This is a genomic window from Phascolarctobacterium succinatutens, from assembly GCF_958453765.1.
Taxonomy (GTDB): domain Bacteria; phylum Bacillota; class Negativicutes; order Acidaminococcales; family Acidaminococcaceae; genus Phascolarctobacterium_A; species Phascolarctobacterium_A succinatutens_B.
Genome location: NZ_CAUDZA010000006.1, coordinates 23,845 through 49,166, shown reverse-complemented (window position 1 = coordinate 49,166; position 25,322 = coordinate 23,845). Strand labels below are relative to the sequence as shown.

The following is a 25,322-nucleotide window of genomic DNA, read 5'->3' as shown; positions in this document are numbered from 1 at the left end:
CGTTCTCCTTAAAGAGCAAAGCGCCTCAGAGCTTGAGGCTTTGAGGCGCGCTTGCTTATACGTTATTCCTTATCGGTAGTTTCCTCTGCTGCGGTTTCAGCAGTTGCAACTTCGGGCATCGGAACATTATATTTAACTTTGATATCACGATAACGGCTCATACCGGTACCTGCCGGAATCAGCTTACCGATGATAACGTTTTCTTTCAGGCCCAGCAGCGGGTCAACCTTGCCCTTGATAGCGGCATTGGTGAGTACGCGGGTGGTTTCCTGGAAGGAAGCAGCGGACAGGAAGGAGTCGGTAGCCAAAGAAGCTTTGGTGATACCCAGCAGGATAGCACGGCCTTCTGCAGGAGTCTTGCCTGCTTCCAGCATCTCGGTATTCTGCTCTTCAAATTCTGCCACATCAACGTCTTCACCCGGCAGCATTGTAGTGTCACCGGATTCCTCGATGCGGATTTTACGCATCATCTGACGAACCATAACCTCGATGTGCTTACTGTTGATATCTACGCCCTGAGACTTATAAACGCCTACTACCTGAGATACCAGATAGTTCTGGGTAGCCTTCACGCCGCTGATACGCAGTACGTCATGCGGGTTAAGAGAACCTTCGGTCAGACGGTCGCCCTTAGCGATTTCCTCTCCCTCAACAACAGACAGCTTAGCGCCGTAAGGAATCTGGTATTCCTGGTTTTCGCCATCCAGTGCCATTACGGTTACCTTGCGGCTGTTGCCTTCCTGAGTAATATGTACGTGACCTGCAACCTCGGACAGAATGCCGGGATGTTTCGGTTTACGTGCTTCGAACAGCTCCTCGACACGAGGCAGACCTTGGGTAATATCGTCTGCACCTGCAACGCCGCCGGTATGGAACGTACGCATGGTCAGCTGAGTACCAGGTTCGCCGATGGACTGTGCGGCAATAGTGCCGACTGCCTCACCAACATCAACGTTCTTACCGGTTGCCAGGTTACGGCCATAGCATTTGCGGCAAACGCCGAATTTAGCCTTACAAGTAAGTACGCTACGGATTTTAACCTTTTCACGCAGCTGGCAGATACGTTCTGCCATAGGCTCGGTAACATATTCATTGATATGATAGAGAATTTCACCGTTTTCATCCAGAATATCCTCAGCCAGGTTACGGCCAATGATACGGTCATGCAGGGTTTCAATGATGGTTTTCTCTTTTTTGCCTTCGGTAATTGCCTCAACCTCAATGCCGGCAATTTCGTTATTACGGATACGCAGCTCCTTAACGGTACCGTCAGCCAGAACAGCGTTGATAATGTCTTCGGTCATAGTTTCGCCGGTATGTGCCAGCACCTCGCCTGCACCGTTAACAATATCTGCTGCTACCTCTTTGCCGTTGAAGTTATGCATCATTGCTTCCTTCAGCACATTATGAGCAAAGGTATCACTGATGTTGATGCGGACATTTTCGATATCCTCACCGTTCATATCTTCGTCGGAATAGAGATTGATTTCTTCAACACCGGCATCATTGAGCTTAGCAAAAAGCTCTTCAGTGATGTTGGTATCTGCTTCAGCAATCAGGTTGCCTTCTTCATCAAGTACGCCGGAAGCCAGGGTACGGCCCATAACCTTTTCGCGGATTTTGTTCTGGCTTGCACCAAGAACAGCCTTGCTCAGACGGCTGCGTTCCTTAACCAGGTTCATACCAACGATATCGCAATCATCCTCACGGACAATTACGTCCTGTGCAACGTCAACCAGACGACGAGTCAGGTAACCGGAGTCAGCGGTACGCAGTGCGGTATCGGCCAAGCCTTTACGAGCACCATGAGAAGAAATGAAGTATTCCAAAATGGTCAGGCCTTCACGGAAGTTAGATTTGATAGGACGGTCAATGATACGACCGGAAGGATCGGCCATCAAACCACGCATACCGGCCAGCTGACGAATCTGCTGTTTGTTACCGCGGGCACCGGAGTCAGCCATCATGGAAACAGGATTGAACTTGTTCATGGTGGATTTCATCAGCTTATCGGTAACCTTATCGGTTGCTTCGTTCCACAGGTCAATTACCTTACGATAACGTTCGTCATCGCTCATCAAACCACGGCGGAAGAGGCGCTCAACCTTATCAACCTCATGCTCTGTTGCTTCCAGAATAACTTCTTTTTCAGCAGGAATCTGAATATCGGAGGTTGCGATAGAAATACCGGATTTACAAGCATTATCGTAACCCATTTTCTTAACAATATCCAGAATCTCGGCAGTACGCAGGTTGCCGTACAGCTTGTGAGCCTTAGCAACGAGTCTGCCCAATTCTTTCTTGTCAATCAGCTTGCCGAGATGCCAACGCTCAACTTCAACGGTTGTTTCCACAATATTACCGGAAGCATCCAGGCGCTTCTCAACAACCTGATCTTTTTCTTTATGATAGTAACGCATTTCCAGAGGCAGCTCGCCATTGAAAATAGTGTTACCTACAGTTGTAACTACCAGGGACATACCGGTTTCGCCGACAGCTGCACCCTTTTCCTCATCATAGATTTCGCTGTTGGGAATATAAACCTCGATAGGTACCTGCAGATCTACCGCATGGTGGAAGTAAGCCAGCTGAGCTTCATCCACGCTGCTGTAGCGGGTTCCTTCACCCTTAACGTTCGGGTCATCCTTGCTGGTCTTTTCAATAGTCAGATAGTAGGAGCCCAAAACCATATCCTGGGTAGGAACAGCAACAGGCTTGCCGTCTTTCGGTGCCAGGATGTTGTTTACAGACATCATCAGCATACGTGCTTCAGCCTGAGCCTCAACAGAAAGCGGCAGATGGACAGCCATCTGGTCACCGTCAAAGTCAGCGTTATAAGCGGTACATACCAGAGGATGCAGCTTAATAGCACGGCCTTCGGACAGGATAGGCTCGAAAGCCTGAATGCCCAGTCTGTGCAGAGTCGGTGCACGGTTCAGCAGTACAGGATGTTCTTTGATTACCTCTTCCAGAACGTCCCATACAGCGTTGGTAGCACGCTCTACCATGCGCTTAGCACTCTTAATATTAGTTGCTTCACCGCTGTTTACCAAACGCTTCATAACGAAGGGTTTGAACAGCTCCAGAGCCATTTCCTTCGGCAGGCCGCACTGATGCATTTTCAGCTCAGGACCTACAACAATTACGGAACGGCCGGAATAGTCAACACGTTTACCTAACAGGTTCTGACGGAAACGGCCTTGTTTACCCTTGAGCATGTCGGACAAGGATTTCAGAGGACGGTTGCCGGGGCCGGTAACCGGACGGCCGCGACGGCCGTTATCAATCAAAGCGTCTACTGCTTCCTGCAGCATACGTTTTTCATTGCGGACAATGATATCAGGCGCATGCAGCTCCAGCAGACGTTTCAAACGGTTGTTACGGTTAATAACACGGCGATACAGATCGTTCAGGTCGGAGGTTGCGAAACGACCGCCATCCAGCTGTACCATAGGACGCAGTTCAGGCGGAATAACCGGAACTACATCCATAATCATCCATTCAGGACGGTTGCCGGATTTCAGGAATGCTTCAGCTACCTCCAGGCGGCGGATAGCACGTACACGGCGCTGACCGCTCAGCTCCTTCATTTCATGGCGCAGCTGCTCTGTCAAAGCTTCCAGATCAATAGCTTCCAGCAGCTCTTTAATAGCCTGAGCGCCCATACCTACACGGATGCCTGCTTCAGGATATTTATCACGTTTTTCCATGTACTCAGGCTCGGTCAGCAACTGGCCTTTAACCAGGTCAGTGCCTTCACCCGGGTCAAGTACGATGAAGCTTGCAAAATACAAAACCTTTTCCAGGCTACGCGGAGAAATATCCAGAATCAAGCCCATACGGCTGGGGATACCCTTGAAGTACCAGATATGGGAAACCGGCGCAGCCAATTCGATGTGACCCATACGGTCACGACGAACCTTGCTGCGGGTAACTTCAACGCCGCACTTGTCGCAGATAATACCCTTATAACGGATGCGTTTATATTTGCCGCAATGACATTCCCAATCCTTAGTAGGGCCAAAGATTCTTTCGCAGAACAGGCCATCCCGTTCCGGCTTCAGGGTTCTGTAATTGATGGTTTCGGGTTTTTTTACCTCGCCGTAGGACCAGGCTCTAATCTGGTCCGGAGAAGCCAAACCGATACGCATAGACACAAAATTATTTACGTCGATCAAGAATCATTCGCTCCCTTCTCTTACATATTAGTCGGATCATCTAAGTCACCATCGGGATTATCGGTAATAGTGAAATTACCCATATCGGCAATGATGTCCCCAGAATCACTATCATCCTCGGTAGCGTCATTATCAGCATAATCATCAACAGGCTTTTCAGGTGCGTTTTCAACAACCTGGCCGTTGATGTCTAAATCAACCTCGCGAGCGGTCGTTGCAATATCGTCATCCTCATCGTCGCGCAAGGAAACCTCTTCCTCGTCCTCGTTGAGAACCTTGATATCCAGACCGATGGACTGCAATTCCTTAACCAGTACCTTGAAGGATTCAGGAATACCAGGATCAGGTACATTTTCGCCCTTAACGATTGCTTCGTAGGTCTTAACACGGCCAACAACGTCATCGGACTTAACAGTCAGGATTTCCTGCAGGGTGTAAGCAGCGCCGTATGCTTCCAGCGCCCAAACTTCCATCTCACCGAATCTCTGGCCGCCGAACTGTGCTTTACCACCCAACGGCTGCTGGGTAACCAAGGAGTACGGGCCGGTGCTGCGGGCATGGATCTTATCATCAACCAAATGGTGAAGCTTGAGGTAATAGGTCAGACCAACGGTAACAGGGTTATCGAAGGGTTCACCGGTACGACCGTCATACAGAGTGGTCTTAGCAGTTTTATCAATGCCTGCAAGCTCCAGTGCATCAGCAATATCCTGCTCATGCGCACCGTCGAATACAGGTACGGAAATCTGTACTGCTTTTACGCTCTTGCCACCGAATTTATCAATTTCAACAGTTTCCGGCATACCATATTTTTCATAATCGTAGCCGTAATGCTCTAATTTCTTAGCGGTTTCGGAATTAGCCAGCTCTTCCTTGAAGGCTGCTTCAAATTCCGGAGTACCTTCTGCTGCGCCAGTTTTTTCAACGGCATTCAGCTTAGCTGCCAGGTTGGTAGTATCAATTTCCATACCCAGCGCACGTGCTGCCCAGCCCAAATGGTTCTCCAGTACCTGTCCGATGTTCATACGGGAAGGTACGCCCAGGGGGTTCAGTACGATATGTACCGGTTCACCGGTCGGCAGGAAAGGCATGTCCTCACGTGCCATAATACGGGAAACGACACCCTTGTTACCGTGACGGCCTGCCATCTTATCGCCCTCGGAAATCTTACGTTTCTGAGCAATATGTACACGAACCTGTTCGTTTACTCCCGGCGGCAGATCATCGCCGTTTTCACGGCTGAATACCTTAACGCTGACAATCTTACCTGCTTCGCCGTGCGGTACACGCAGGGAGCTGTCACGTACTTCACGTGCTTTTTCACCGAAGATAGCACGCAGCAGACGTTCTTCTGCAGTCAGCTCGGTTTCGCCTTTCGGAGTAACCTTACCTACCAGAATATCGCCGGGGCGTACTTCGGCACCGATACGGATAATACCACGCTCATCCAGATCCTTCAGAGCTTCGTCGGATACGTTAGGAATCTCGCGGGTAATTTCTTCTTTACCAAGCTTGGTATCGCGGGCATCACAATCATATTCTTCAATATGAATAGATGTAAAGATATCAGCCTTTACCAGATCCTCGTTCAGCAGAACAGCATCCTCGTAGTTATAGCCTTCCCAAGGCATATAGGCAACGATTACGTTGTGACCTAAAGCCAGCTCGCCATGATCGGTAGCAGGGCCATCAGCCAGAATCTGCTTTTCGGTAACCTTGTCGCCTTTGAAAACGATAGGACGCTGGTTAACACAGGTACCTTGGTTGGAACGTTTGAATTTCAGCAGCGGATATACATCCACTTCACCGTTTTCTGCACGTACACGGATTTCGTTGCCTACTACGCGGATAACTTCGCCGGCACGTTTAGCCAGAACGCAGACACCGGAGTCGGAAGCAACCTTGTATTCCATACCGGTACCGATAATCGGAGCCTGAGTGCAGAGCAGAGGTACAGCCTGACGCTGCATGTTCGCACCCATCAGAGCACGGTTAGCGTCATCGTTCTCCAAGAACGGAATCAGCGCGGTTGCGATAGATACTACCTGTTTAGGAGAAACGTCCATCAGGTCAACCTTATCCGGAGTAATGGAGAGGACATCATCCTTAGCACGGGCGGTAACACGCTCGCCCAGGAAGTAGCCGTCATCATCCAACGGTTCGTTGGCCTGTGCTACGATATATTTATCTTCTTCGTCCGCAGTCATGTATCTGATTTCTTCAGTTACACGTTTATTTTCTTTATCAACAACACGGTACGGAGTTTCCATAAAGCCGTATTCATTAATAACAGCATAGGTGGACAAAGAACCGATCAAACCGATGTTAGGACCTTCAGGCGTCTCGATAGGACACATACGGCCATAGTGGGAGTTGTGTACGTCGCGGACTTCATAGCCTGCACGCTCACGGGACAGACCGCCGGGGCCGAGGGCAGACAGACGACGTTTATGAGTAAGCTCTGCCAGAGGGTTGTTCTGGTCCATGAACTGGGACAACTGGCTGCTGCCGAAGAACTCCTTAATAGCAGCAACAACAGGACGGATGTTAATCAGAGCCTGCGGGGTAATAACCTCGTTGTCCTGAATGGTCATACGTTCTTTTACTACACGCTCCATACGGGAGAGACCGATACGGAACTGGTTTTGCAGCAATTCACCAACGCAGCGTACACGACGGTTGCCCAAATGGTCAATATCATCGCCAGTGCCATGGCCATCCATCAGGTTCAGCAAATAGTTAAAGGAAGCAAATACATCCTCATTGGTAACGGTATGCATTTTTTCATCGATACCGGTGGTGAACATCAGAAGCATTTCTTCTTCATGGTTCTGAATCTTGACAGCACGCAGACCGCGTTCGTTATAAATGCCGCTCTCTGCAATCTTATCAAGATTTTCATCGGTCATCTTAGTGCCTGCTGGCAGGATGATTTCGCCGGTTTCTTCATCAGCAATAGCCTCAGCCAGTACGGTACCGCTCAGGCGGTTGCGCCAACCAAGCTTTTTGTTGAGCTTATAACGGCCAACATTAGCCAGGTCATAACGCTTGCTGTCGAAGAAGGTGTTTTCAATCAGCTGTACGGCGTTTTCCAGAATAACAGGCTCGCCCGGACGCAGCTTCTTGTAAAGCTCCAGCATAGCTTCATCTCTGTTAGTGGTAGTATCCTTTTCCAGAGTTGCCAGCAGCGCAGGATGATTGCCGAAGCAAGCCAGGATCTCATCATTGGAAGACAAGCCAAGAGCACGCAGCAACACGGTTGCCGGAACCTTACGAGTACGGTCTACACGAGCAGAAATAATATCATTAATGTCAGTTTCATATTCAATCCAAGCGCCACGGTTAGGAATTACAGTAGTACCGTAAATCTTCTTACCGCTGGGATCCATAGTTACACTATAGTAAACGCCGGGAGAACGCACCAGCTGGCTGACGATAACACGTTCAGCACCGTTGATAACAAAGGTACCGGTATCGGTCATCAGCGGGAAGTCACCCATAAATACAGAGGATTCCTTAATTTCGCCTTTTTCCTTGTCTTTGAAAATCAGGCGTGCTTTAACGTTCATCGGTGCAGAATAGGATTCATCTCTCTCCTTGCACTCTTCAACGCTGTATTTAGGAGTTCCTAATTCAAAGCTTTCAAAGGAAAGCTCCAGATTACCTGCAAAGTCTTTAATAGGAGAAATGTCATGCAGAATCTCCATGAGGCCCTTTTGAACGAACCATTCGTAGGATTTTCTCTGGATATCAATCAAATGAGGCATTGCCAAAATTTCATTGATTCTTGCATAACTATACCGAGTCCTATCACCTACTGGAACCGGTTTAAACATGTAATTCCTCACCCCTTCTTGTATTATCAGCACACTAAACTCGGCGAATCATGCGTGACAAAAAAACAACAAGGTTCTTACCACAAGGACCTTGTCAGTTGTCTTCGATGATCTGCCTCATCTTTCATTATAAGCAAGATACGCCGTTCAACCACTGACCCGGCAGTATTTGTTGTCAAAATTTACACCTGCAAAAATAATAATGATGTAGTATGATATGTTATCATAAATTACGCAAGTTGTCAAGATTTTTGTCAAAAAAATACAGACACACCATCTTCGATGTGTCTGTATTCGCATAGCCGCAGCTTATTCAAAGCGGCCTTTAAGTACAATCTCTTTATCCAGAAGTGCAACCTGGCCTTTAGCAAACAATGCGTCGATATCCAGGTTTTCGTCCAACACCAACAGGTCAGCATCTGCGCCGACTGCAACGCAGCCTTTAACGCCGGTTTTGCCGAGCAGCTCGGCAGGTGTAGAGGTCAGCAGCTTGATAGCCTCTTCCAACGGCAGGCCACGGCGTACCAGACTCTTGATCGTCAGATGCAGATATTTAGGAGAGCAGTAGGTGAGACCAATGCAGTCACCATTTTCATTGAACTTAGGTTGGGAACCGAAAGCATCACTGCTCATCGTCAGATGATCAGTGCTCATACCCTCCCAGCTCAGGATTTCCATAATCTGCTCTGCGCCGATTTCCATATCCTCATCAGTGCTGCCGGCAGTCATGTCGAAGTAACCGCCGCGACGTACCAGCTTTGCGCCTTCTTCCATCAGCTCGCGAGTACGCAGCATATGAGTCGGCAGGAAGTTCTTTGCAGGAACATCGGAATGGTCCAATGCGTAGAACAGCGGGTCAAGCTTGCCGATACCGGAGCCCATGTGCATGGTTACCAGGCCGGCAACGTTAGCCAGCAGGCCACCGCGACGGGTTGCGGTAGCAACCTCAATCAGCTCAGGTCCCTGAGGATTAGAGCTACGATGATCGCTTACTGCAATCTTGGTGCCGATAATCGGTGGAACCATCATGATATCCTTTTCGATAGAACCGGTAATGGTCGGAGAAGGGATACCGTAAGCACCGGTCAGGCAGTAGGCGGTAATGCCTTCTTCCGTCAGTGCGCGTGCCTTAGCCACCAGGTTTTCTACGCTTCTGGCTACACCGTCTGTACCCAGCAGGCCCAGAACGGTTGTAATACCGCAGCTGGTAATCTGGCTCAGCATTGCTTCAGGTACGCGGGAAGCAGGGCCCTGCTCACCGCCGCCGCCGGTGATATGCATATGCATATCAATGTAACCGGGCAACAGCTTTTTGCCGCTGAAATCAAATACCTCAACCTCAGGCATACCTTCGTAGCCTTCGATTTTATCAGCAATACGCACTACCTTATCTGCAATAACCAGCACATCTTTTTTACCAAGATGCGCAGGTGCATAAACGTCAGCGTTTCTAATTAACTTAATCAAAATGTGTCACTTTTCCTTTCATTGTATACTAAGCAGTTGCTCAGTACTGCCGACTTGCTTGCGCAACCGGCTTATTTCTTTTCGTCTTCCAGCTTAGCAATACCGATACCGGTGTAGCCGTAGAACAGAGCGATAATGAAACCGGTGTAGCAGAGAATTGCCCACGGTGCATAATCCAGAGTTTCAATGCCGGTGCAGGCGGTCATATAAGCACCTGCTGCAGACCAGGGAACCAACGGTACAAATACAGTACCTGCATCCTCCAAGGTACGGGACAGGTTCTTCGCAGCAAGACCTCTTGCTTTATAAGCATCACGGAACATTTCACCGGGAATCAGAATGGACAGGTAGGAGTTACCGGTGCACAGGCCCATGGTAATACAGGAAGCAACGGTGGAAGCAATCAGATCACCGGTGCTCTTAGCAAAGGTCAGGATTTTTTGCAGAACTACTTCCAGGCAGCCGGCCTTGCTCATGATACCGGCAAAGCAGAATGCGCAGAATACCAGCAGAGTGGTGCCCATGATTTCAGCCATACCGCCGCGGTTCAACAGCTTAATAATCTGAGGAGCAGCGGTAGCCGGGTCAAAGCCGGGAGTGGTCAGCATAGAAATTTTGAAGCCTTTTACGGTAGCCAGCAGCAGATTTTTCAGGTTGATGTTTTGGAAAATCAATGCTTCAGCGCCAGCCAGAACAGTGGAAGCCATCATAACCGGCAGAGTCGGTTTTTTAAAGATAGAGCCTGCCAGAATCAGCAGTACAGGCAGAATCAGCAGAATGTTAAAGTTGTACATGCCATCCAGCTGAGTCAGCATGGTGCTTACTGCTTCGGAAGAAACATCGCCGCCGATATTGCCCTTTAAGCCTACGAAAGCATAAACAACCAGGGAAATAATAGTTGCCGGAACGGTAGTCCAGAACATGTGAGCAATGTGCTCATAAAGAGTAGAACCTGCTGCAACCGGTGCCAGGTTAGTGGTATCGGACAGCGGGGAGATTTTATCACCGAAATAAGAACCGGCGATTACAGCACCGGCAGTAGCTGCCAGGTTTACACCTAAAGTGCTGGCAATACCCATCAGTGCAACACCCATGGTAGCAACGGAGCCCCAGGAGGTACCGGTTACAATAGATACTACTGCGGTAATCAGGAAAGCTGTTACCAGCATAAAGGTCGGGTTTACAATCTGTACGCCATAATAAATCATCATCGGGATAGTACCGGAAGCCATCCAGGTACCAACCAGCGCACCAACGCAGGTCAGAATCAGGATTGCCGGCATGCCCTTGGCAATCTTCTGGCAGATTTCGTCCATCATTTCATCCCAGGTAACACCAACGCGGTAAGCAATCAGGCCGGCAATAGCAGCTACCAAAAGCAGCAGCGGCTCGGTTGCGTAACCCAGATAACCTTTGCCGACAGTCAAAATAACCATCATGGCAATAATAGGAATAACGGATTCCGTAAAGGTTGGCATACGCCTATTTGTTTTTTCTTTAGTTTTTTGCATATCCTTTGACATAATACCCTCGTTTCTGCCGGTAATCTAGCCGGCTTAATTTTGCGCAAGCAACGCTATCTATAAAAATTTTATCATTATAGCTTAATTATCTCAACAGTTTTCTTTATCTATACTTATTGGAATTTTTCTTGTATACATAAGCAATTTATTCGCCGTTCTGTATTTTGTATACAAAATTTGTACTATAATTCGTGGACATTTGCTTAACCATGCGCTTTTTTATACTAAAAATTTAGGACTTCTTCAAGCACGTTGAAGAAGTCCTAAATTAAAAAGTCAATAAGATTACTTTTCCTGTTATAGTATTTTGATAAATTATTCTTATATAAAGAACAGAAAGTAAATTAACCCTTTATCTTTTCCTGCGACTCTTTTAAAAGCTCCAAAAAGCGTTTCGTAGGCAAGGTAAAGTTAAATTCATAATCATAAAGAACCGAAATAGGCATATTTCCCGAATACTTGACCGGGAATTCGACTAATGTTCCCTGCTGCAGTTCCTTCATTACTTTTACCCGCGGTGTCAAGGCTATACCAAGATTCTGCTCAACTGCCATCAGCACGGATTCCGAATCACTGAAGGTCAATATACTTTGCAGACGCGTGAAATCAACCTTAGATTTCAGATGCTTATAATATACCTCGCTTGCAGGATAGGCAATAAAGGGATAATCATAAATATTATTGTTTTCTCCCATCTGTTCATACAGTTCTTTGGAGGCTACAAAAACCATCGGCTGATTCCAAAGCTGTACACGCTTGGTATAAAGCGGCTGCACATCAATATGCACAAAGGCAAAATCATACAGCTTTTGTACAAAAGCATCGTTTATCGTCGATTCTACCGTCATGCAGCGGTTGACCTCTATATCCAGCTCGGGAAATTCTTTTTTTAGCTTCAGCAAAACCGGCAACAGGTAAAAGTTTATGCCCTGAGTAGAAACGCCGATTTTCAGGCTGTAATTTTTCTTTTGGAACTGACGCATTACCTCTTGGCTTTTCTGATAATCAGCCATCAGCTGCTGCGCTATCGGTACAAAATTTTTGCCGGCCTGCGTCAGATAAACATTCTTGCCATCTCTGGTAAAAAGAATAACGCCGTATTCTTCTTCCAAAGCGTTGATATGATTGCTGATTGTAGGCTGGGTAAAATTAAGATATTTCGCAGCCTGCGTAAAGCTGCGGCACTGTACAACAGTCAAAAAAGATTGATATACTTGGATATTCATTTCGGATATTCCTCAAATTCTTATATTTCATCGAGAACAGGTACAAAATATGCTTCCACGCCGGTAATTTCTCCCGGCTGTAAACGCACAAAGGTCTCCGACGCTTTACCGTTAATGACAAAGCAGGAATAAGTATACTTGCCGGTTGCCTCACCGTTATCTGTTTCCTGCTGTACATCTGCTGAAGGAACAAACTGTTGGTAAATCAAATCGCAGTCATCGCATTCCTCCGCCTCGTAGCTCAGCGCACCATCAGGCTCTACAATAGCAATGCCTGCACCTTCACGCCCAAAGATAGGTTTTTTTATATAACGCTGTCCTGAAAGCGGCTTGCTGTCCAAATAGGTCGGCGTTAAATGCGCAGCCAACAGTTCTTCCTCCTGCGGTGTCCAGAACAGACGATGCTGATATAAATACCATGCCAGTGCCAGCAGTGCTTTATTCTGCAGTACAATGGATTTTACCGGATTAACCAGATCAACAGCACCGAAATTAGCTAACTCCATAAGCTTTAAGCCAACAGGATAGCCATCCTCGCTTTCATCATCCATCAAAAGCTCCAGCGGATGCAGACGATACAGTATATCAAGCTTATCTTCCTTACTTTTGAAGATTTCATTGGGAATGTAAACTCCGTCATCATGTACAATCAGCTCATCCAGGCCGACAAGACGACAAACGAATGGCTGCTTGCTTAAAATGCGTTCACGCAGCACCTTTTGCACGCGCTCAAATAAAAATTTGGCGTTAGCCCAGTCCTCGTTGTAGCTTTTATCAGCAGCAAAAGCAATGCGTACTACATCCTTATCTGCATATTTAGGCTGTTCCAACAGCTTTAAAAATGGCTCTGGCAGTTCCTCACCATCCGAACGCGGCTGCAAATGCAGGCCGTACTCCTTAGCAAAATATGCTTCCGCTACCTTGTTGGCATAAAATGTTTCCGGCAAGGCGCAAGGAGTATCCGAATTGATCTCTACCAGCTTATAGCAGCCGTCAGTATTCTTTACAAAGTCAAGACGGCTGATATAGCTCACATGATCCGAGTTATCCGCAAGGATATACGGTGTGAGCTTATCCGTCATATTAAACAGATTAAAGGGCATTGCGCCATTATTATTGGTACGCAAAGCCTCTGCCAGGCGTGACAGTGCTGCTGTAAGGCCGGCACTGATGCGCTGCAGCTCACGCTTATTGGCATTGCTCATAAGCAGCGCGCTGATAGTAGGATAACGGTTTTCCCACTCCGGCGCATCCACATATGGCATAATATTCAAATCAATTTTATCAAGCCAGGTATCAGGCTTACGATATTTATACATCTTCATCACCTCAGGAAATTGCGCTGCCGCTGGAGCGGCTCATGCCACTGCCGATACCGCTTTTACCTGTAGTGCCCGTACTGCCGAGCTTGGAACTTTGCGTGCTTCCTGCAGTGCCCTGTTGCACAGTAGAGCCATTGGCGGTGTTAACGTTTGGTTTAGGATTAGTAGACGAGCCTGCGGGTGCAGCATTCTGCTTCTGGTTAGCTGCAGGCGCAGTTTGCACACCTGCCATCGGGCCTACACCAAAGGTACGGCCGATGAAGTACCAGGGAAAGAAGCCATGAAAAAAGCCGCCGCCGTTATCTTCATCCTTCTTTTCATCTTGATTATTCTGAGCAGAGTTATCATTCTTCCACTCACTGTCTTTATCGTTGCCACAGCCTGCAACACCAGTCAGCATAACTACCGCCAGTGCACCGGCCAAAAGCTTTTTACGTTTTTCGTCTGTAAGCATATGAAACTCCTTTATAAAAAATCTCTATCATTTTTACACAGCAATATAGTAGGTCATTTTTTTATATTATAGCATAAGAAGCAGCTGAATTGCACTATGACTATGCTTCATTCACAAAATCAAAAAACTCCCGACATACCTAAGTGCATCGGGAATCGGATTGCAGACGAATCAACAATCTATGGGTGTTCTTATGAGTGAATCTTTTCATTGTTCATCAACCAAGCAAATCCTTTTGCCATGCGCAACGCAGGTTCTTTAAAATGATTTCCCTGATTCCAAACAAGAATACAACTCAACCTATAATCTTCCAATGTGCGATACACATCACGAATATCATTTTCCACCTGTGCCAGAATTTGGTTGCGTGTCTTTGCCTCCTTATCGCCAAGACTTAAATAGACTCTATTGGTTAATATTTTGTTGTTATGTACAAAATCAACAAATTTAGGAAACCACACAGACGGAGATACTGCTGCTATACCTTCGAATAAATTTGTTTGATAGGCTGCCCACAATACAAATAATCCGGCTAAGGAATAGCCGCCCGCAAAAATCTTTATATCTTGATGCTCACTTAATAACGGAACAATTACTTCATTTTTTATGCGTGTTAGAAGTTTTTCCGCATTGCCGGCAAATGCAGCATCTCCAAAAATCGGCTCTGCCACCCATGGTGAAAGGTCGTCATTCCAACTATCAACCTGCACTGTAATAAACAAAAAATCTGTACTCTTCGTTATAGCTTTTATATGTGAAAGCTCCTCTTCGATAAACGGCAACTCGTGTTCTCCTATTATTTGAAGCAAGACTACTTTTGCGTCGCGATTGCCTTGATAATTAACTTGCATCCCCTACTCACCTCCTGGTTCCGTTTCAAATATTATATATTCTTTGAGGCAGAAAATCAAAAAACTCCCGACACACCTAAGTGCATCGGGAGTCGGATTGCAGACGAATCAACAATCTATTGTGCTACTAGCGTAGCAGCGAGATTATTTAACTTCTACAGTTGCGCCAGCAGCTTCCAGTTTCTCTTTCAGAGCGTCAGCGTCAGCTTTGGAGATTTTTTCTTTGATAGCTTTCGGAGCGCCGTCAACCAGCTCTTTAGCTTCTTTCAGGCCCAGGCCAGTAGCTTCGCGAACAGCTTTGATTACGCCGATTTTGGAAGCGCCAGCGGAAGTCAGGATTACGTCGAATTCAGTTTTTTCAGCTGCAGCAGCTTCGCCGCCAGCAGCCGGAGCAGCAGCAACAGCTACCGGAGCAGCTGCAGATACGCCGAATTTTTCTTCCAGAGCTTTAACCAGTTCGGACAGCTCGAGTACGGTCATGGATTCAATAGCTTCGATGATTTGATCTTTATTCATTATAGTTACCTCCAATAATAAGTAAGTTTTTATTTTTTAAGCTGCCTTATGCAGCATGCCGCAAATTAAGCGGACTCTTTTTGTTTGCGTACAGCTTCCAGAGCGTATACGACATTGCGGATAGTACCTTGAAGTACATTGACAAAACCGCTGATAGGAGCATTCATGCTGCCCAGCATCTTGGCAATAAGAACTTCTTTCGGCGGCAGAGAAGCCAGTGCTTTGATTTCGTCAGCACCGATAACTTTGCCATCAAGAACGCCAACTTTAACTTTCAGTTCTTTGTTTTCTTTTGCGAATTCGCAAACGATTTTTGCAACTGCAACAGGATCTTCCGGGGAAACAGCGATAGCGGTGTTTTTCTCCAGAGAAGGTTCCAGACCTTCAATACCAGCTTGTTCTGCAGCAATACGCAGCAGAGTGTTCTTAACTACATTGTAGTGAACGCCAGCTTCACGCATTTTGCGACGCAGCTCGGTATCCTGAGCAACAGTTAAACCGCAGAAGTCAACTAAAATAGTGCATTTGGAGTTAGAAAGCAACTCTTGAATTTCAGCAACTTTAGCTACTTTTTCAGGTCTAATAACTGCCATTTAGATTGCACCTCCTTTTTTTGATGTTTTTATTAAATCAAAAAGACCTCTCGGCCGTAGCCGGAGGTCGGAAGGTCTAATATATCTTCACGCTCCAGCCTCGGCAGGCGTAGTTAAAACTTACGCACGTGGCACCTGCTGTCTATGGCCCGATTATCTTCTGATTTAGTAAAATTAAGTAAAACTACAATTATTTATCGCTATTAGCTTTCAGGACGTCAACTTTAACGCCAGGGCCCATGGTGCAGGACATGGTGATAGTTTTCATGTACTGACCTTTAGCACCAGCCGGTTTAACCTTAACCAGGGTATCAGCCAAAGTCATGTAGTTTTGTAACAGTTGCTCTTCAGTAAAGGATGCTTTACCGATAGGAGCTTGTACATTGCCGGATTTATCGGTACGATACTCGATTTTACCAGCTTTGGATTCCTTAACGGCACGGGTTACGTCCATGGTAACGGTACCAACCTTCGGGTTAGGCATTAAACCACGAGGGCCAAGGATTTTACCAAGACGACCAACAAGACCCATCATATCAGGGGTTGCGATGCACACGTCAAATGCCATCCAGCCGTTCTTGATTTTATCAACATATTCTTCACCGCCAACGAAATCTGCGCCGGCAGCTTCTGCTTCTGCAACTTTGGGGCCTTTAGCAAAAACCATAACAGTCTTGGATTTACCAGTGCCGTTCGGCAGAACCAGTGCACCACGAACTTGCTGATCAGGGTATTTAGGGTTAACGCCCAGACGGAAAGCAACTTCAACAGTGCTGTCGAATTTGGTAGCAGCGGTTTTCTTAACCAGAGCTACTGCTTCTTTCGGAGAGTAGAATTTGTCAGCTTCGATTAATTTCAAAGCGTCATCATACTTTTTGCCCATTGTTATAAAATCCTCCTATGTGGTACAAGCGGCTTTTGCCTCCCACTAAATTGAGAAGACTACTTAAAATTAGTCTTCGATTACAATACCCATGCTACGTGCAGTACCTTCTACCATTCTCATAGCAGCTTCAACGTTTGCAGCATTGAGGTCTTGCATTTTGCTTTCTGCGATTTCGCGAACTTTGTCACGACCCAGTTTAGCAACTTTCTTTTTGTTAGGTTCACCAGAAGCCTTTTCCAGACCAGCAGCTTTTTTCAGCAGAACTGCAGCCGGAGGGGTTTTGGTTACGAAAGTAAAGGAACGATCCTCGAATACAGTGATCTCAACAGGAATGATGAGGCCAACTTGTTTCTCGGTACGTGCGTTAAATTCCTTAACGAAGGCCATGATGTTAACACCAGCCTGGCCAAGTGCAGGACCTACCGGAGGAGCCGGAGTAGCTTTAGCAGCCGGTACCTGTAATTTTACCATTTTAACGACTTTTTTCGGCATTTAATTACACCTCCTTACTCAATTTCTTCAACTTGTGTAAAGTCAATTTCAACAGGAGTTTCGCGTCCCATGATATCAACGAGTACCTTCAGTTTACCCTTTTCTTCGTTGATTTCACTGATTGTGCCTTCAAAATCCATGAAGGGCGCAGTCTTGATGCGGACTCTCTGATGTAACTGAAAATCAATTTTTGCGGGTTTTTCAGTTGCTTCAACATCCATACCCATCGAAGGCATAATCTGCCTTACTTCTTCAGCTGTAAGCGGAGTCGGATGGGTAGAATCAGAACCGACGAAACCAGTTACACCTGCAGTATTGCGGACAGCATACCAGTTGCGCTCATTAACAATCATTTCCACCAGTACATAGCCTGGGAAAACTTTATGCTCAACAACTTTTTTCTTGCCATCCGAAGTGATTTCAACCTCTTTTTCCGTAGGTATTTCAATACGGAAAATTTCATTTTCCATACCCAAGGAATGAACTTTTCGTTCCAGGTTTGCGCGCACTTTATTTTCGTAGCCAGAATAGGTATGGATTACATACCAATGTTTTCCTTGCTTTTCTTCTTCCATGAATAAACGGAAAGCAACGCTTCCCCTTCCCTCCTTACTTAAGCTTTAAAGCTCATTATTGCAAAATCATGCGGAATAACATACTAAAGATGGAATCAATAATCCAGATTAGAGCTGCGCACAAAACAACTGCAATAATTACCACTATAGTGTTAGCAATAAGCTCTTGTTTGGTAGGCCAGGTAACCTTTTTTAATTCTACTTTAGTTTCACTAAGAAAGGTTGTAATGCTGAATCCCTTATTCTCAGTGTCTGTAGTTTCCGGAACGGCCATCTTGTCACATCCTTGCTATTACTACCCGGTTACGCACAAGCCAATATTATTTGGTCTCTTTGTGCAGAGTGTGTTTTTTGCAGAACTTGCAATATTTATTGAGCTCGATACGATCAGGATCGTTCTTTTTGTTTTTGTTGGTTTGGTAATTTCTCTGTTTGCACTCAGTGCAAGCCAAAGTAATCAGGTTACGCATTTAGTTACACCTCGCTTACGTACATAATAATAAAACCAATCACAAATTGTCGCTAATATAGAGTAACACAGTTAACACTTTATGTCAACTATAAATATCCGTCTGACGCAAATTTTTTCTGCACAAACAGTGCTTAGTTACTCTAAAGCGTTTCTTTGGCAATCAGTCTTAAAAAATCAAGACCGGCCATAAGCTGACCGGTCTTGTATTTTGCATTACTATGCCGGAAAAATTATTTCTCTTCTACTTCGGAAACAACGCCGGCGCCAACGGTACGGCCGCCTTCACGGATAGCAAAGCGCAGACCTTTTTCGATAGCGATCGGGGTGATCAGTTCTACTTCCATGGTTACATTATCGCCAGGCATTACCATTTCTACACCTTCCGGCAGTTCGGTTACGCCAGTTACGTCGGTAGTACGGAAATAGAATTGCGGACGGTAGCCGTTGAAGAACGGAGTGTGACGGCCGCCTTCTTCTTTGGTCAGTACATAAACTTCACCTTTGAATTTGGTGTGCGGATGAATGCTGCCCGGTTTGGACAGTACTTGGCCACGCTCGATTTCTTTACGGTCAACACCACGCAGCAGGCAGCCGATGTTATCGCCAGCTACTGCTTCGTCCAACAGTTTGCGGAACATTTCTACGCCGGTTACAACAGTAGATTTTTTCTCGTCTTTCATACCAACGATTTCTACGGTGTCGCCAACTTTAACAGTACCACGCTCTACACGGCCGGTAGCAACGGTACCACGACCGGTGATAGTGAATACGTCCTCGACAGGCATCAGGAACGGTTTGTCGGTTGCACGTTCCGGCAGCGGAATGTAGCTGTCAACAGCGTCCATCAGTTCCATGATTTTTGCTTCGTATTTCGGGTCGCCTTCCAGAGCTTTCAGAGCGGAGCCTGCAACAACAGGGATGTCATCGCCGGGGAAGTCATAGGAGCTCAGCAGTTCGCGAACTTCCATTTCTACCAGTTCCAGCAGCTCTTCGTCGTCAACCATATCTACTTTGTTCAGGAATACAACCATTGCAGGTACGCCTACTTGGCGAGCCAGCAGGATGTGCTCACGAGTCTGAGGCATCGGGCCATCAGCAGCGGATACTACCAGAATTGCGCCGTCCATCTGAGCAGCGCCGGTGATCATGTTCTTTACATAGTCAGCATGGCCCGGGCAGTCAACGTGTGCATAGTGACGGGTTGCGGTTTCATATTCAACGTGAGAAGTGTTGATGGTAATACCACGTTCACGTTCTTCCGGAGCTTTATCGATCATGGAGTAGTCCATGAATTCAGCGCCGCCTTTTTCAGCCAGTACTTTGGTGATAGCAGCAGTCAGAGTAGTCTTGCCATGGTCAACGTGACCGATGGTGCCGATATTCAGATGCGGTTTAGTTCTTTCATATTTAGCTTTTGCCATTTTTGAAATTCCTCCAATCAATACATCAACTTAAAAATAGCAGGTACACTAGACCTATCTTATAATATTCGCCCTTTCACAGTAAAATCCTGCTGCTTTCGGCAAATAAAATAAAAAACCTCATTTTATTAATGAGGTTTAGTGGCTAATTGGTGGCGGCGCACGGATTTGAACCGCGGACACTGCGGGTATGAACCGCATGCTCTAGCCAACTGAGCTACGCCGCCATTTGGAGCTGATGACCAGGATTGAACTGGTGACCTTATCCTTACCAAGGATACGCTCTGCCGACTGAGCTACATCAGCAATATTTAGTTGGTTGCGGGGGGCGGACTTGAACCACCGACCTTCGGGTTATGAGCCCGACGAGCTACCAACTGCTCCACCCCGCGATATTAAGTTGGTGGATGGGGTTGGATTCGAACCAACGAAGCGAAACGCGGCAGATTTACAGTCTGCTCCCTTTAACCACTCGGGAACCCATCCGTTTGCGACAAAAAGAATTATACAGGATTTAGGCCCGTTTGTCAACAGCTTTTCATAAATTTATTTGCATTATTTTTGAAAACAGATGTAAGCCGCATCGCTAAGCTATTTTTCGATACCCGAAAGCTTATCCAGGCTATATTCTCCGGACCAGACAATGCTTCTGTATTTTGCCGGCGCTGTATCACCTTCGGTAGAAATACACAGCACAACAGAGCTTTCATCAAGCTGCAGAAGAGAGTTGGCCTGTGCGTCACTACGGCCCAGCAAGGCAAAACCAAGGCCTGCTGCGCCGCTTTCACCAGAAACAACAGCAGTATCACCACTTAAGGGATTGCCCAACACGCGCATGCCATAGGCAGCAAATTCATCCGGCATAGAAGCAAAATTATCTGCGTAACGCCGGAGCATATCCCAGGCAAGACTGCAGGGCTCACCGCAGCACAGACCAGCCATAATCGAATCCAAAGCACCTGTTACATTATGAAGCTTTCCATCATCAGCCTTTGCCGTTTTGAAAATGCAGTCCGCCTTTTCAGGCTCTACTATGGTGATAATCGGTTTATCTGCTTTATAATAGTCAGCAAAAAAAGCTGCTACAGCACCGGCCATAGCGCCAACTCCGGCCTGCAGAAAGACATGCGTCGGACGCACTCCCTGCAGCTGCTGCACTATTTCATAACCCATGGTAGTGTAGCCCTGCATAATATGCAGAGGCACCTCCTCATAGCCTTCCCAGGATGTATCCTGTACCATGATGCCGCCGCATTCAGCAGCTATTTTTCTTGCCATACGCACAGTATCGTCATAATTGACATCCGTAATATAGGCTTCGGCGCCAAACGCTTTGATAGCCTCCAGACGCGCAAGCTCTGTTCCCTTAGGCATCAGCACGATAGCCTTCTGCTGCAGGCGGCTGGCAGTCCAGGCAACGCCTCTTCCATGATTACCGTCGGTAGCAGTCACAAAGGTCAGCTCGCCCAGCTTTTGTTTTACCTCAGGCGCCATAAGCTTATCATAAGTAAGCTCCTCCACCGGAAGCTGCAGGCGCCTGGCAAGCTCACAGGCAATAGCGTAGCTGCCGCCCAAAACCTTGAAGGCATTCAGCCCGAAGCGATAGCTTTCATCCTTAACATAAATATCCTTAACACCGAAAAGTTTGGCCAGATTTTCCAGACGCACTAAAGGCGTAACGGTATATTCGGGAAAGCTGCTATGAAAACGGCATACCTTCTCCGCCTGCTTGTAGCCATAATGATTAACAACGGAAAGATTATCTTCCTTCTGTTGATGCAGATAATGTAATATTTCCGCCATTGTTCCGCTCCTTATTGTGCCTGCAAAAGCGCCAGTCCGCGTGCAAACTTGCTGCGTTCTTCCGCACGCAGCTCCACCTGTGACGCTATTCTTTCCTTAAGCTCCAGCAACGCATCCACAGTACCGCTCATAAGCTCAAATTCTACCTCATCGATACTGTCGCTTTTTCCACCGCAATGAATGGCGCCTTTATCTATCGCCAGCTCGATTACAGCACCGGCATAATCCAGAATATAGGTTATACGCTCTACATCAACCGTAAACAAAGCCTTTACGCCGGAAGGAGCAAGCTCGCTAAGCTCGTAGCCCAGTCCAAGCGCTGCAAAGCCATTCAGCTCAGGCTTTGCTTCTGTCAGCGGCAGATTCAGCTCCAGACGTTCGCTCAGACCATCCTTGCTTTGCCTGGAAGTCTTTACGGTAGCTTCAAAGCTGCCGTCGCCCTTATCACGTACACGGTAAGCAATACCATGCTGCGTCAGCGTCATATCCGCAGTATCATAATAGGTGCTCACCAGACGGCGCTTTTTGTAGCTGTCCGGACGCATGGCCTGCTGCATAAAATCCAGCTGCAGCATTTTCTCCAAGCCTTCTCTGCTGAGCAAAAGCTTTAATTCAATCTCTGTATTCTTTGCCATTATTATCACTGCCTTTACCGAAATTTTTTAAACTGCCCAACGCCTGCGATGCCGAATTCTTCTGCCACCAAACCAATGGTATACCAAAGGCCAGCAACGTTACAGCCAGCGCCGCATAAAAATGCGGCGTACCGAAAGCATCTGCCAGAAAGTTATAGGCAATGGCCCCCGGAAGCATACCGAGAACCGTTGCTGCTGCATAAATTTTAAACGGCAGGCGCACACTGCCGGCAATAATACTCACTGGATCATACGGAAAAATCGGCACCGTGCGCAAAATAATCATCTTCTTAAAGCTGCCGCTGCCTACAAGATAGTTCGTCAAGCGTTCACCCCAGCTGCCGCCAAAATTACGCAGCAGCCAGCTGCCGCCTCCGAAACGTCCCAAAAGATAACAAAAGCTTGCACAGCCAAAGCCACCCAGAAGTAAGAATAATATTCCCCACCACGGACCGAACAGCACGCCTGCGCTTAAATTCAAAAGCAGCGTCGGGAATAAAAGCAACGGGCGAATCGTATACACCGCTACATAAATAAGCGGTGCCCACACACCGAAGCCCACCACCCAGCGGCGGATATCCTCGGCACTGTGCGGATGCGGATTATACGGTGATTCATACAAGCCATACAAAATTGCTCCCAGCACCAGCAGATAAACCAGCACGCGCAAAAGTAAATATAGATATTTTTTCTTCATATAAACCTCTGATTTTCAAACTCTCATCTATTATACGGCGTTTAGAGGACGTTGCGCAAGCATTATTGCCAAATAGTTTGGTAAATGTAAAAAGGCCGCCGCTTTGGCAGTCCTGGGATTTATCAACCTTTAGAATATTTTCTTCAATAAGCAGTTTTTCATATTCTTCAAATCAGTTCTTTTTTACATACCGCAAGCGGTAATCACTGTTGCAACAGCACCTCTCGAAACCCTTGTCCAGAACGGCGCTTTTGGAGTACTTTGGCAAACCAAACACGTTCGTCAAACAGCAGCACTGTCATTGCCATATCATATCTTTATTATAGAGCTCCCTTCTCCCATTCACCAATGACTAAAAAAGTAGCCGTGCTTGCCCTCCGGCTCAGCACGACTGCCACATTTTATCAGTTTTTTGTTGCCAGGTGTTATTAAGCGCTCTGCTTAGCAGCCAGAGCACGCACCTCTTCTTCAGAAAGATCAGAATAACGTACAACAGCTTCAAGACTCATACCGTCTGCAAGCATTTTCTTCGCTGCTTTTTCAGCTACTTCCTTTGCCTTATTATTTGCGTAAGCTTCAATAATATCTGTCATATCAATCTCGCCCTCCTTCGAAGTCTTAAAATAATTAACTCTATCTGCCAGCTCCTTATAATGCATCTTGGCAGGATCATTGCAATTAAAATCCTGCATCAGACTGCCGAGCGGCGTATCGTCCTGGCAGGCAGCATTCACATAAACGATATGCGAACCGTCACCAAAAGCCTTCCCACTTTCGTTAATACTGCGCTCAACATTATAGATTGACCTGCCTTCTTTGAAAGCGTCGTTTTCCGTAATAAAAATCACGTAAGCGTCAGGCAAATCCTCATACTTTTCTCCAGTATCTAGAAAGTGCATATCCAGCGCACCACAATAAAAACGCGCTCTTTGCACAGACGCTCCTTCATCACTACGCTGAATCTCAACATTAAACTGCGTACCATTCTCATCCTCAGCCAGAATATCCAGCTGCGTGGAATGACCGTAAAGATTTTGCAGCCACTGCTGTACGCTTACCTTGCGTACTTTAATTTTATCATTTTTAAGAATAACACGCAATATTCTCTGCGTTGCGGGGATATTGCCGTCAAAAACCTTATTCATAAAGCGGTTATTCATCAAAGTAATATCATCGACAATCTGCCTGAAGGTTTGGTAACGCTCCATTATATTTTGCATATCTCTACCTGCTTCTTTTTATAATTTTCAGACTAGTCTATGTGATTAGTATAGCAGAGCAATTATCAGAAATCAATATATTTTCTGATAATTATGATGAGATATTCAGCACATATCTCCCATTCGTCAAGTTCAAAGAATGCGTACCTCAACCGCCATGCTGCACCACTTGAACCACTTCATTTGGTGCAAAAAGAAAAACTGCGCCACTAACCATAATATATATCCCTGTAAGTAAAGTCTTCGTAAGGGTTCAAAACCTTTATTTTATTGTATTTACAGCTATTTCAAGGCTCTTTTATTTATATTATATTAAAATTTCTGAGCTATTGATTTTTTAACAAAATGGCTGAAAAAAGTGGTGCAACTGGTGCAAGTAGAGCATTTTCTCCACCTGCTCCGTCAAGCTCAAAGCATGCATACATCCACCTTCATGCTGCACCACGAGGCAAGCAGGTAGATGAAAAATAATACACACTTCAAGCATTCTCAACCCTAGTTTTTATACACTAATCGCAACTTGGTTGTACGTTCAATGTGATACAGCAGAAAACTTTTCTTCAATATATCCTTACAGCTTGATTGATACTACTTTTCACGTTTATTGAACATTTCCATGTTACTTGCAGAAGCAGCTTCTCTATGAATACCATCACATTTTACTGTCGTATATTTATCGTTTTCAGATACCTGTATGAGTAAAATACAGTCATCTTTGTAATAGCCAATGATAGATACTTCACCATTCGGAAAACAATAATACTTAAATGCTTTTAAGTTATGACCACTAGGTATATCTGTATGTGATTGTCTTTGTAGTATATCAGATATACTAACTATAGTAGTGCAAGTTTTTTTTATCAAATCCTTTTTTAACCAGGAAGCACTAAGACCATAGTTATTAAATGCACTTCCCATTGTAGTAACGCTTTTGATAGCATCTGCATCATTGTACATAACAGATTGATAGCAGATGTCTTTTTCAAGGTTTGGACAGTAAAAAGCATATATTTGATCATCAGCAAGATATGAGGCAAGATTTTTATTATCAACAGGAAGTTGATATGACGGTGTAGAACTTCCACAACCTGCAATAATAAATATCAAAGTAGTAAGAATAATTGTGATTAGCTTTTTCATAGTAAATCTCTCCTC

The 25,322-nt window shown here is 46.1% G+C and carries 21 protein-coding genes, 4 tRNA genes and 1 other annotated feature; all 25 genes read right to left on the bottom strand.

The genetic code is table 11. The features are described from left to right. Positions 1–62: 62 nt before the first annotated feature. Positions 63–4,178, bottom strand: a complete 4,116-nt coding sequence (gene rpoC / locus Q7Q81_RS04125; RefSeq protein WP_304273881.1) for a DNA-directed RNA polymerase subunit beta' — start codon at positions 4,176–4,178, stop codon at positions 63–65. A 20-nt stretch (positions 4,179–4,198) separates the two neighbouring features. Then, positions 4,199–8,014 (bottom strand): DNA-directed RNA polymerase subunit beta, encoded by a 3,816-nt coding sequence (gene rpoB, locus Q7Q81_RS04120; RefSeq protein ID WP_210684811.1) that lies wholly within the window; start codon positions 8,012–8,014, stop codon positions 4,199–4,201. Positions 8,015–8,323: 309 nt separating this feature from the next. After that, positions 8,324–9,481 (bottom strand): beta-aspartyl-peptidase, encoded by a 1,158-nt coding sequence (gene iadA / locus Q7Q81_RS04115; RefSeq protein WP_304273879.1) that lies wholly within the window; start codon positions 9,479–9,481, stop codon positions 8,324–8,326. 71 nt (positions 9,482–9,552) lie between these two features. Continuing rightward, a complete protein-coding gene (gene nhaC / locus Q7Q81_RS04110; protein WP_304273877.1) occupies positions 9,553–11,004 on the bottom strand; it encodes a Na+/H+ antiporter NhaC in 1,452 nt (483 codons plus the stop codon). A gap of 344 nt (positions 11,005–11,348) precedes the next feature. Further along, entirely contained in the window at positions 11,349–12,230 is an 882-nt protein-coding gene (locus tag Q7Q81_RS04105; protein ID WP_299823248.1) for a LysR family transcriptional regulator, read from the bottom strand. A gap of 20 nt (positions 12,231–12,250) precedes the next feature. After that, on the bottom strand, positions 12,251–13,549 hold the full coding sequence (locus Q7Q81_RS04100; RefSeq protein ID WP_304273875.1) for a glutathionylspermidine synthase family protein: 1,299 nt from the start codon (positions 13,547–13,549) through the stop codon (positions 12,251–12,253). Positions 13,550–13,559: 10 nt separating this feature from the next. Beyond that, entirely contained in the window at positions 13,560–14,006 is a 447-nt protein-coding gene (locus tag Q7Q81_RS04095; RefSeq protein ID WP_304273874.1) for a hypothetical protein, read from the bottom strand. 191 nt (positions 14,007–14,197) lie between these two features. Beyond that, positions 14,198–14,857: a hypothetical protein gene (locus Q7Q81_RS04090; RefSeq protein WP_304273873.1), complete on the bottom strand. Its 660-nt coding sequence runs from the start codon at positions 14,855–14,857 to the stop codon at positions 14,198–14,200. A 144-nt stretch (positions 14,858–15,001) separates the two neighbouring features. Then, positions 15,002–15,373 (bottom strand): 50S ribosomal protein L7/L12, encoded by a 372-nt coding sequence (gene rplL / locus Q7Q81_RS04085; protein WP_009145193.1) that lies wholly within the window; start codon positions 15,371–15,373, stop codon positions 15,002–15,004. A 65-nt stretch (positions 15,374–15,438) separates the two neighbouring features. Then, positions 15,439–15,966 carry a 50S ribosomal protein L10 gene (gene rplJ / locus Q7Q81_RS04080; protein ID WP_009145194.1) on the bottom strand — a complete coding sequence of 176 codons (528 nt, stop codon included), beginning with the start codon at positions 15,964–15,966 and terminating at the stop codon, positions 15,439–15,441. A gap of 30 nt (positions 15,967–15,996) precedes the next feature. Further along, positions 15,997–16,132 (bottom strand) — a sequence feature (ribosomal protein L10 leader region). 24 nt (positions 16,133–16,156) lie between these two features. Beyond that, positions 16,157–16,849 carry a 50S ribosomal protein L1 gene (gene rplA / locus Q7Q81_RS04075; RefSeq protein ID WP_021721101.1) on the bottom strand — a complete coding sequence of 231 codons (693 nt, stop codon included), beginning with the start codon at positions 16,847–16,849 and terminating at the stop codon, positions 16,157–16,159. 69 nt (positions 16,850–16,918) lie between these two features. Then, complete coding sequence (gene rplK / locus Q7Q81_RS04070) at positions 16,919–17,344, bottom strand: 50S ribosomal protein L11 (protein WP_009145196.1); 426 nt, start codon at positions 17,342–17,344, stop codon at positions 16,919–16,921. Between the two features lie 14 nt (positions 17,345–17,358). Continuing rightward, the gene (nusG, locus tag Q7Q81_RS04065; protein WP_303711023.1) at positions 17,359–17,919 is read right to left on the bottom strand and encodes a transcription termination/antitermination protein NusG; all 561 of its coding nucleotides are present in this window, start codon (positions 17,917–17,919) and stop codon (positions 17,359–17,361) included. Positions 17,920–17,974: 55 nt separating this feature from the next. Then, positions 17,975–18,193 (bottom strand): preprotein translocase subunit SecE, encoded by a 219-nt coding sequence (gene secE, locus Q7Q81_RS04060; RefSeq protein ID WP_009145198.1) that lies wholly within the window; start codon positions 18,191–18,193, stop codon positions 17,975–17,977. A 46-nt stretch (positions 18,194–18,239) separates the two neighbouring features. Continuing rightward, positions 18,240–18,389, bottom strand: a complete 150-nt coding sequence (gene rpmG, locus Q7Q81_RS04055) for a 50S ribosomal protein L33 (protein ID WP_009145199.1) — start codon at positions 18,387–18,389, stop codon at positions 18,240–18,242. Positions 18,390–18,621: 232 nt separating this feature from the next. Beyond that, positions 18,622–19,812 (bottom strand): elongation factor Tu, encoded by a 1,191-nt coding sequence (tuf, locus tag Q7Q81_RS04050; RefSeq protein ID WP_009145072.1) that lies wholly within the window; start codon positions 19,810–19,812, stop codon positions 18,622–18,624. Positions 19,813–19,962: 150 nt separating this feature from the next. Next, positions 19,963–20,039 (bottom strand) — tRNA-Met (locus Q7Q81_RS04045). A 3-nt stretch (positions 20,040–20,042) separates the two neighbouring features. Then, positions 20,043–20,118, bottom strand: a tRNA-Thr gene (locus Q7Q81_RS04040). A 10-nt stretch (positions 20,119–20,128) separates the two neighbouring features. Next, positions 20,129–20,204: transfer RNA gene (locus Q7Q81_RS04035), tRNA-Met, on the bottom strand. 9 nt (positions 20,205–20,213) lie between these two features. Next, positions 20,214–20,298, bottom strand: a tRNA-Tyr gene (locus tag Q7Q81_RS04030). A 105-nt stretch (positions 20,299–20,403) separates the two neighbouring features. Next, a complete protein-coding gene (dpaL, locus tag Q7Q81_RS04025; RefSeq protein ID WP_304273872.1) occupies positions 20,404–21,615 on the bottom strand; it encodes a diaminopropionate ammonia-lyase in 1,212 nt (403 codons plus the stop codon). Between the two features lie 11 nt (positions 21,616–21,626). Next, positions 21,627–22,250 carry a CYTH domain-containing protein gene (locus Q7Q81_RS04020; RefSeq protein WP_304273870.1) on the bottom strand — a complete coding sequence of 208 codons (624 nt, stop codon included), beginning with the start codon at positions 22,248–22,250 and terminating at the stop codon, positions 21,627–21,629. Next, complete coding sequence (locus Q7Q81_RS04015; RefSeq protein ID WP_304273868.1) at positions 22,228–22,947, bottom strand: TVP38/TMEM64 family protein; 720 nt, start codon at positions 22,945–22,947, stop codon at positions 22,228–22,230. The genes Q7Q81_RS04020 and Q7Q81_RS04015 overlap by 23 nt, the downstream gene beginning before the upstream one ends. 428 nt (positions 22,948–23,375) lie before the next feature. Then, entirely contained in the window at positions 23,376–24,167 is a 792-nt protein-coding gene (locus tag Q7Q81_RS04010; RefSeq protein ID WP_304273866.1) for an Rpn family recombination-promoting nuclease/putative transposase, read from the bottom strand. A 588-nt stretch (positions 24,168–24,755) separates the two neighbouring features. Further along, on the bottom strand, positions 24,756–25,307 hold the full coding sequence (locus Q7Q81_RS04005) for a hypothetical protein (protein ID WP_293725133.1): 552 nt from the start codon (positions 25,305–25,307) through the stop codon (positions 24,756–24,758). Positions 25,308–25,322: the final 15 nt, after the last annotated feature.

Bases quoted from the DNA above. Each gene is read 5' to 3' on its own strand.
- Q7Q81_RS04105 (WP_299823248.1), bottom strand. From the start codon at position 12,230: ATGAATATCCAAGTATATCAATCTTTTTTGACTGTTGTACAGTGCCGC.
- Q7Q81_RS04020 (WP_304273870.1), bottom strand. From the start codon at position 22,250: ATGGCAAAGAATACAGAGATTGAATTAAAGCTTTTGCTCAGCAGAGAA.
- nhaC (WP_304273877.1), bottom strand. From the start codon at position 11,004: ATGTCAAAGGATATGCAAAAAACTAAAGAAAAAACAAATAGGCGTATG.
- Q7Q81_RS04090 (WP_304273873.1), bottom strand. From the start codon at position 14,857: ATGCAAGTTAATTATCAAGGCAATCGCGACGCAAAAGTAGTCTTGCTT.
- rplL (WP_009145193.1), bottom strand. From the start codon at position 15,373: ATGAATAAAGATCAAATCATCGAAGCTATTGAATCCATGACCGTACTC.
- rplJ (WP_009145194.1), bottom strand. From the start codon at position 15,966: ATGGCAGTTATTAGACCTGAAAAAGTAGCTAAAGTTGCTGAAATTCAA.
- dpaL (WP_304273872.1), bottom strand. From the start codon at position 21,615: ATGGCGGAAATATTACATTATCTGCATCAACAGAAGGAAGATAATCTT.
- nusG (WP_303711023.1), bottom strand. From the start codon at position 17,919: ATGGAAGAAGAAAAGCAAGGAAAACATTGGTATGTAATCCATACCTAT.
- Q7Q81_RS04095 (WP_304273874.1), bottom strand. From the start codon at position 14,006: ATGCTTACAGACGAAAAACGTAAAAAGCTTTTGGCCGGTGCACTGGCG.
- Q7Q81_RS04015 (WP_304273868.1), bottom strand. From the start codon at position 22,947: ATGAAGAAAAAATATCTATATTTACTTTTGCGCGTGCTGGTTTATCTG.
- Q7Q81_RS04005 (WP_293725133.1), bottom strand. From the start codon at position 25,307: ATGAAAAAGCTAATCACAATTATTCTTACTACTTTGATATTTATTATT.
- rpmG (WP_009145199.1), bottom strand. From the start codon at position 18,389: ATGCGTAACCTGATTACTTTGGCTTGCACTGAGTGCAAACAGAGAAAT.
- tuf (WP_009145072.1), bottom strand. From the start codon at position 19,812: ATGGCAAAAGCTAAATATGAAAGAACTAAACCGCATCTGAATATCGGC.
- Q7Q81_RS04100 (WP_304273875.1), bottom strand. From the start codon at position 13,549: ATGTATAAATATCGTAAGCCTGATACCTGGCTTGATAAAATTGATTTG.
- secE (WP_009145198.1), bottom strand. From the start codon at position 18,193: ATGGCCGTTCCGGAAACTACAGACACTGAGAATAAGGGATTCAGCATT.
- rpoB (WP_210684811.1), bottom strand. From the start codon at position 8,014: ATGTTTAAACCGGTTCCAGTAGGTGATAGGACTCGGTATAGTTATGCA.
- rplK (WP_009145196.1), bottom strand. From the start codon at position 17,344: ATGCCGAAAAAAGTCGTTAAAATGGTAAAATTACAGGTACCGGCTGCT.
- rplA (WP_021721101.1), bottom strand. From the start codon at position 16,849: ATGGGCAAAAAGTATGATGACGCTTTGAAATTAATCGAAGCTGACAAA.
- Q7Q81_RS04010 (WP_304273866.1), bottom strand. From the start codon at position 24,167: ATGCAAAATATAATGGAGCGTTACCAAACCTTCAGGCAGATTGTCGAT.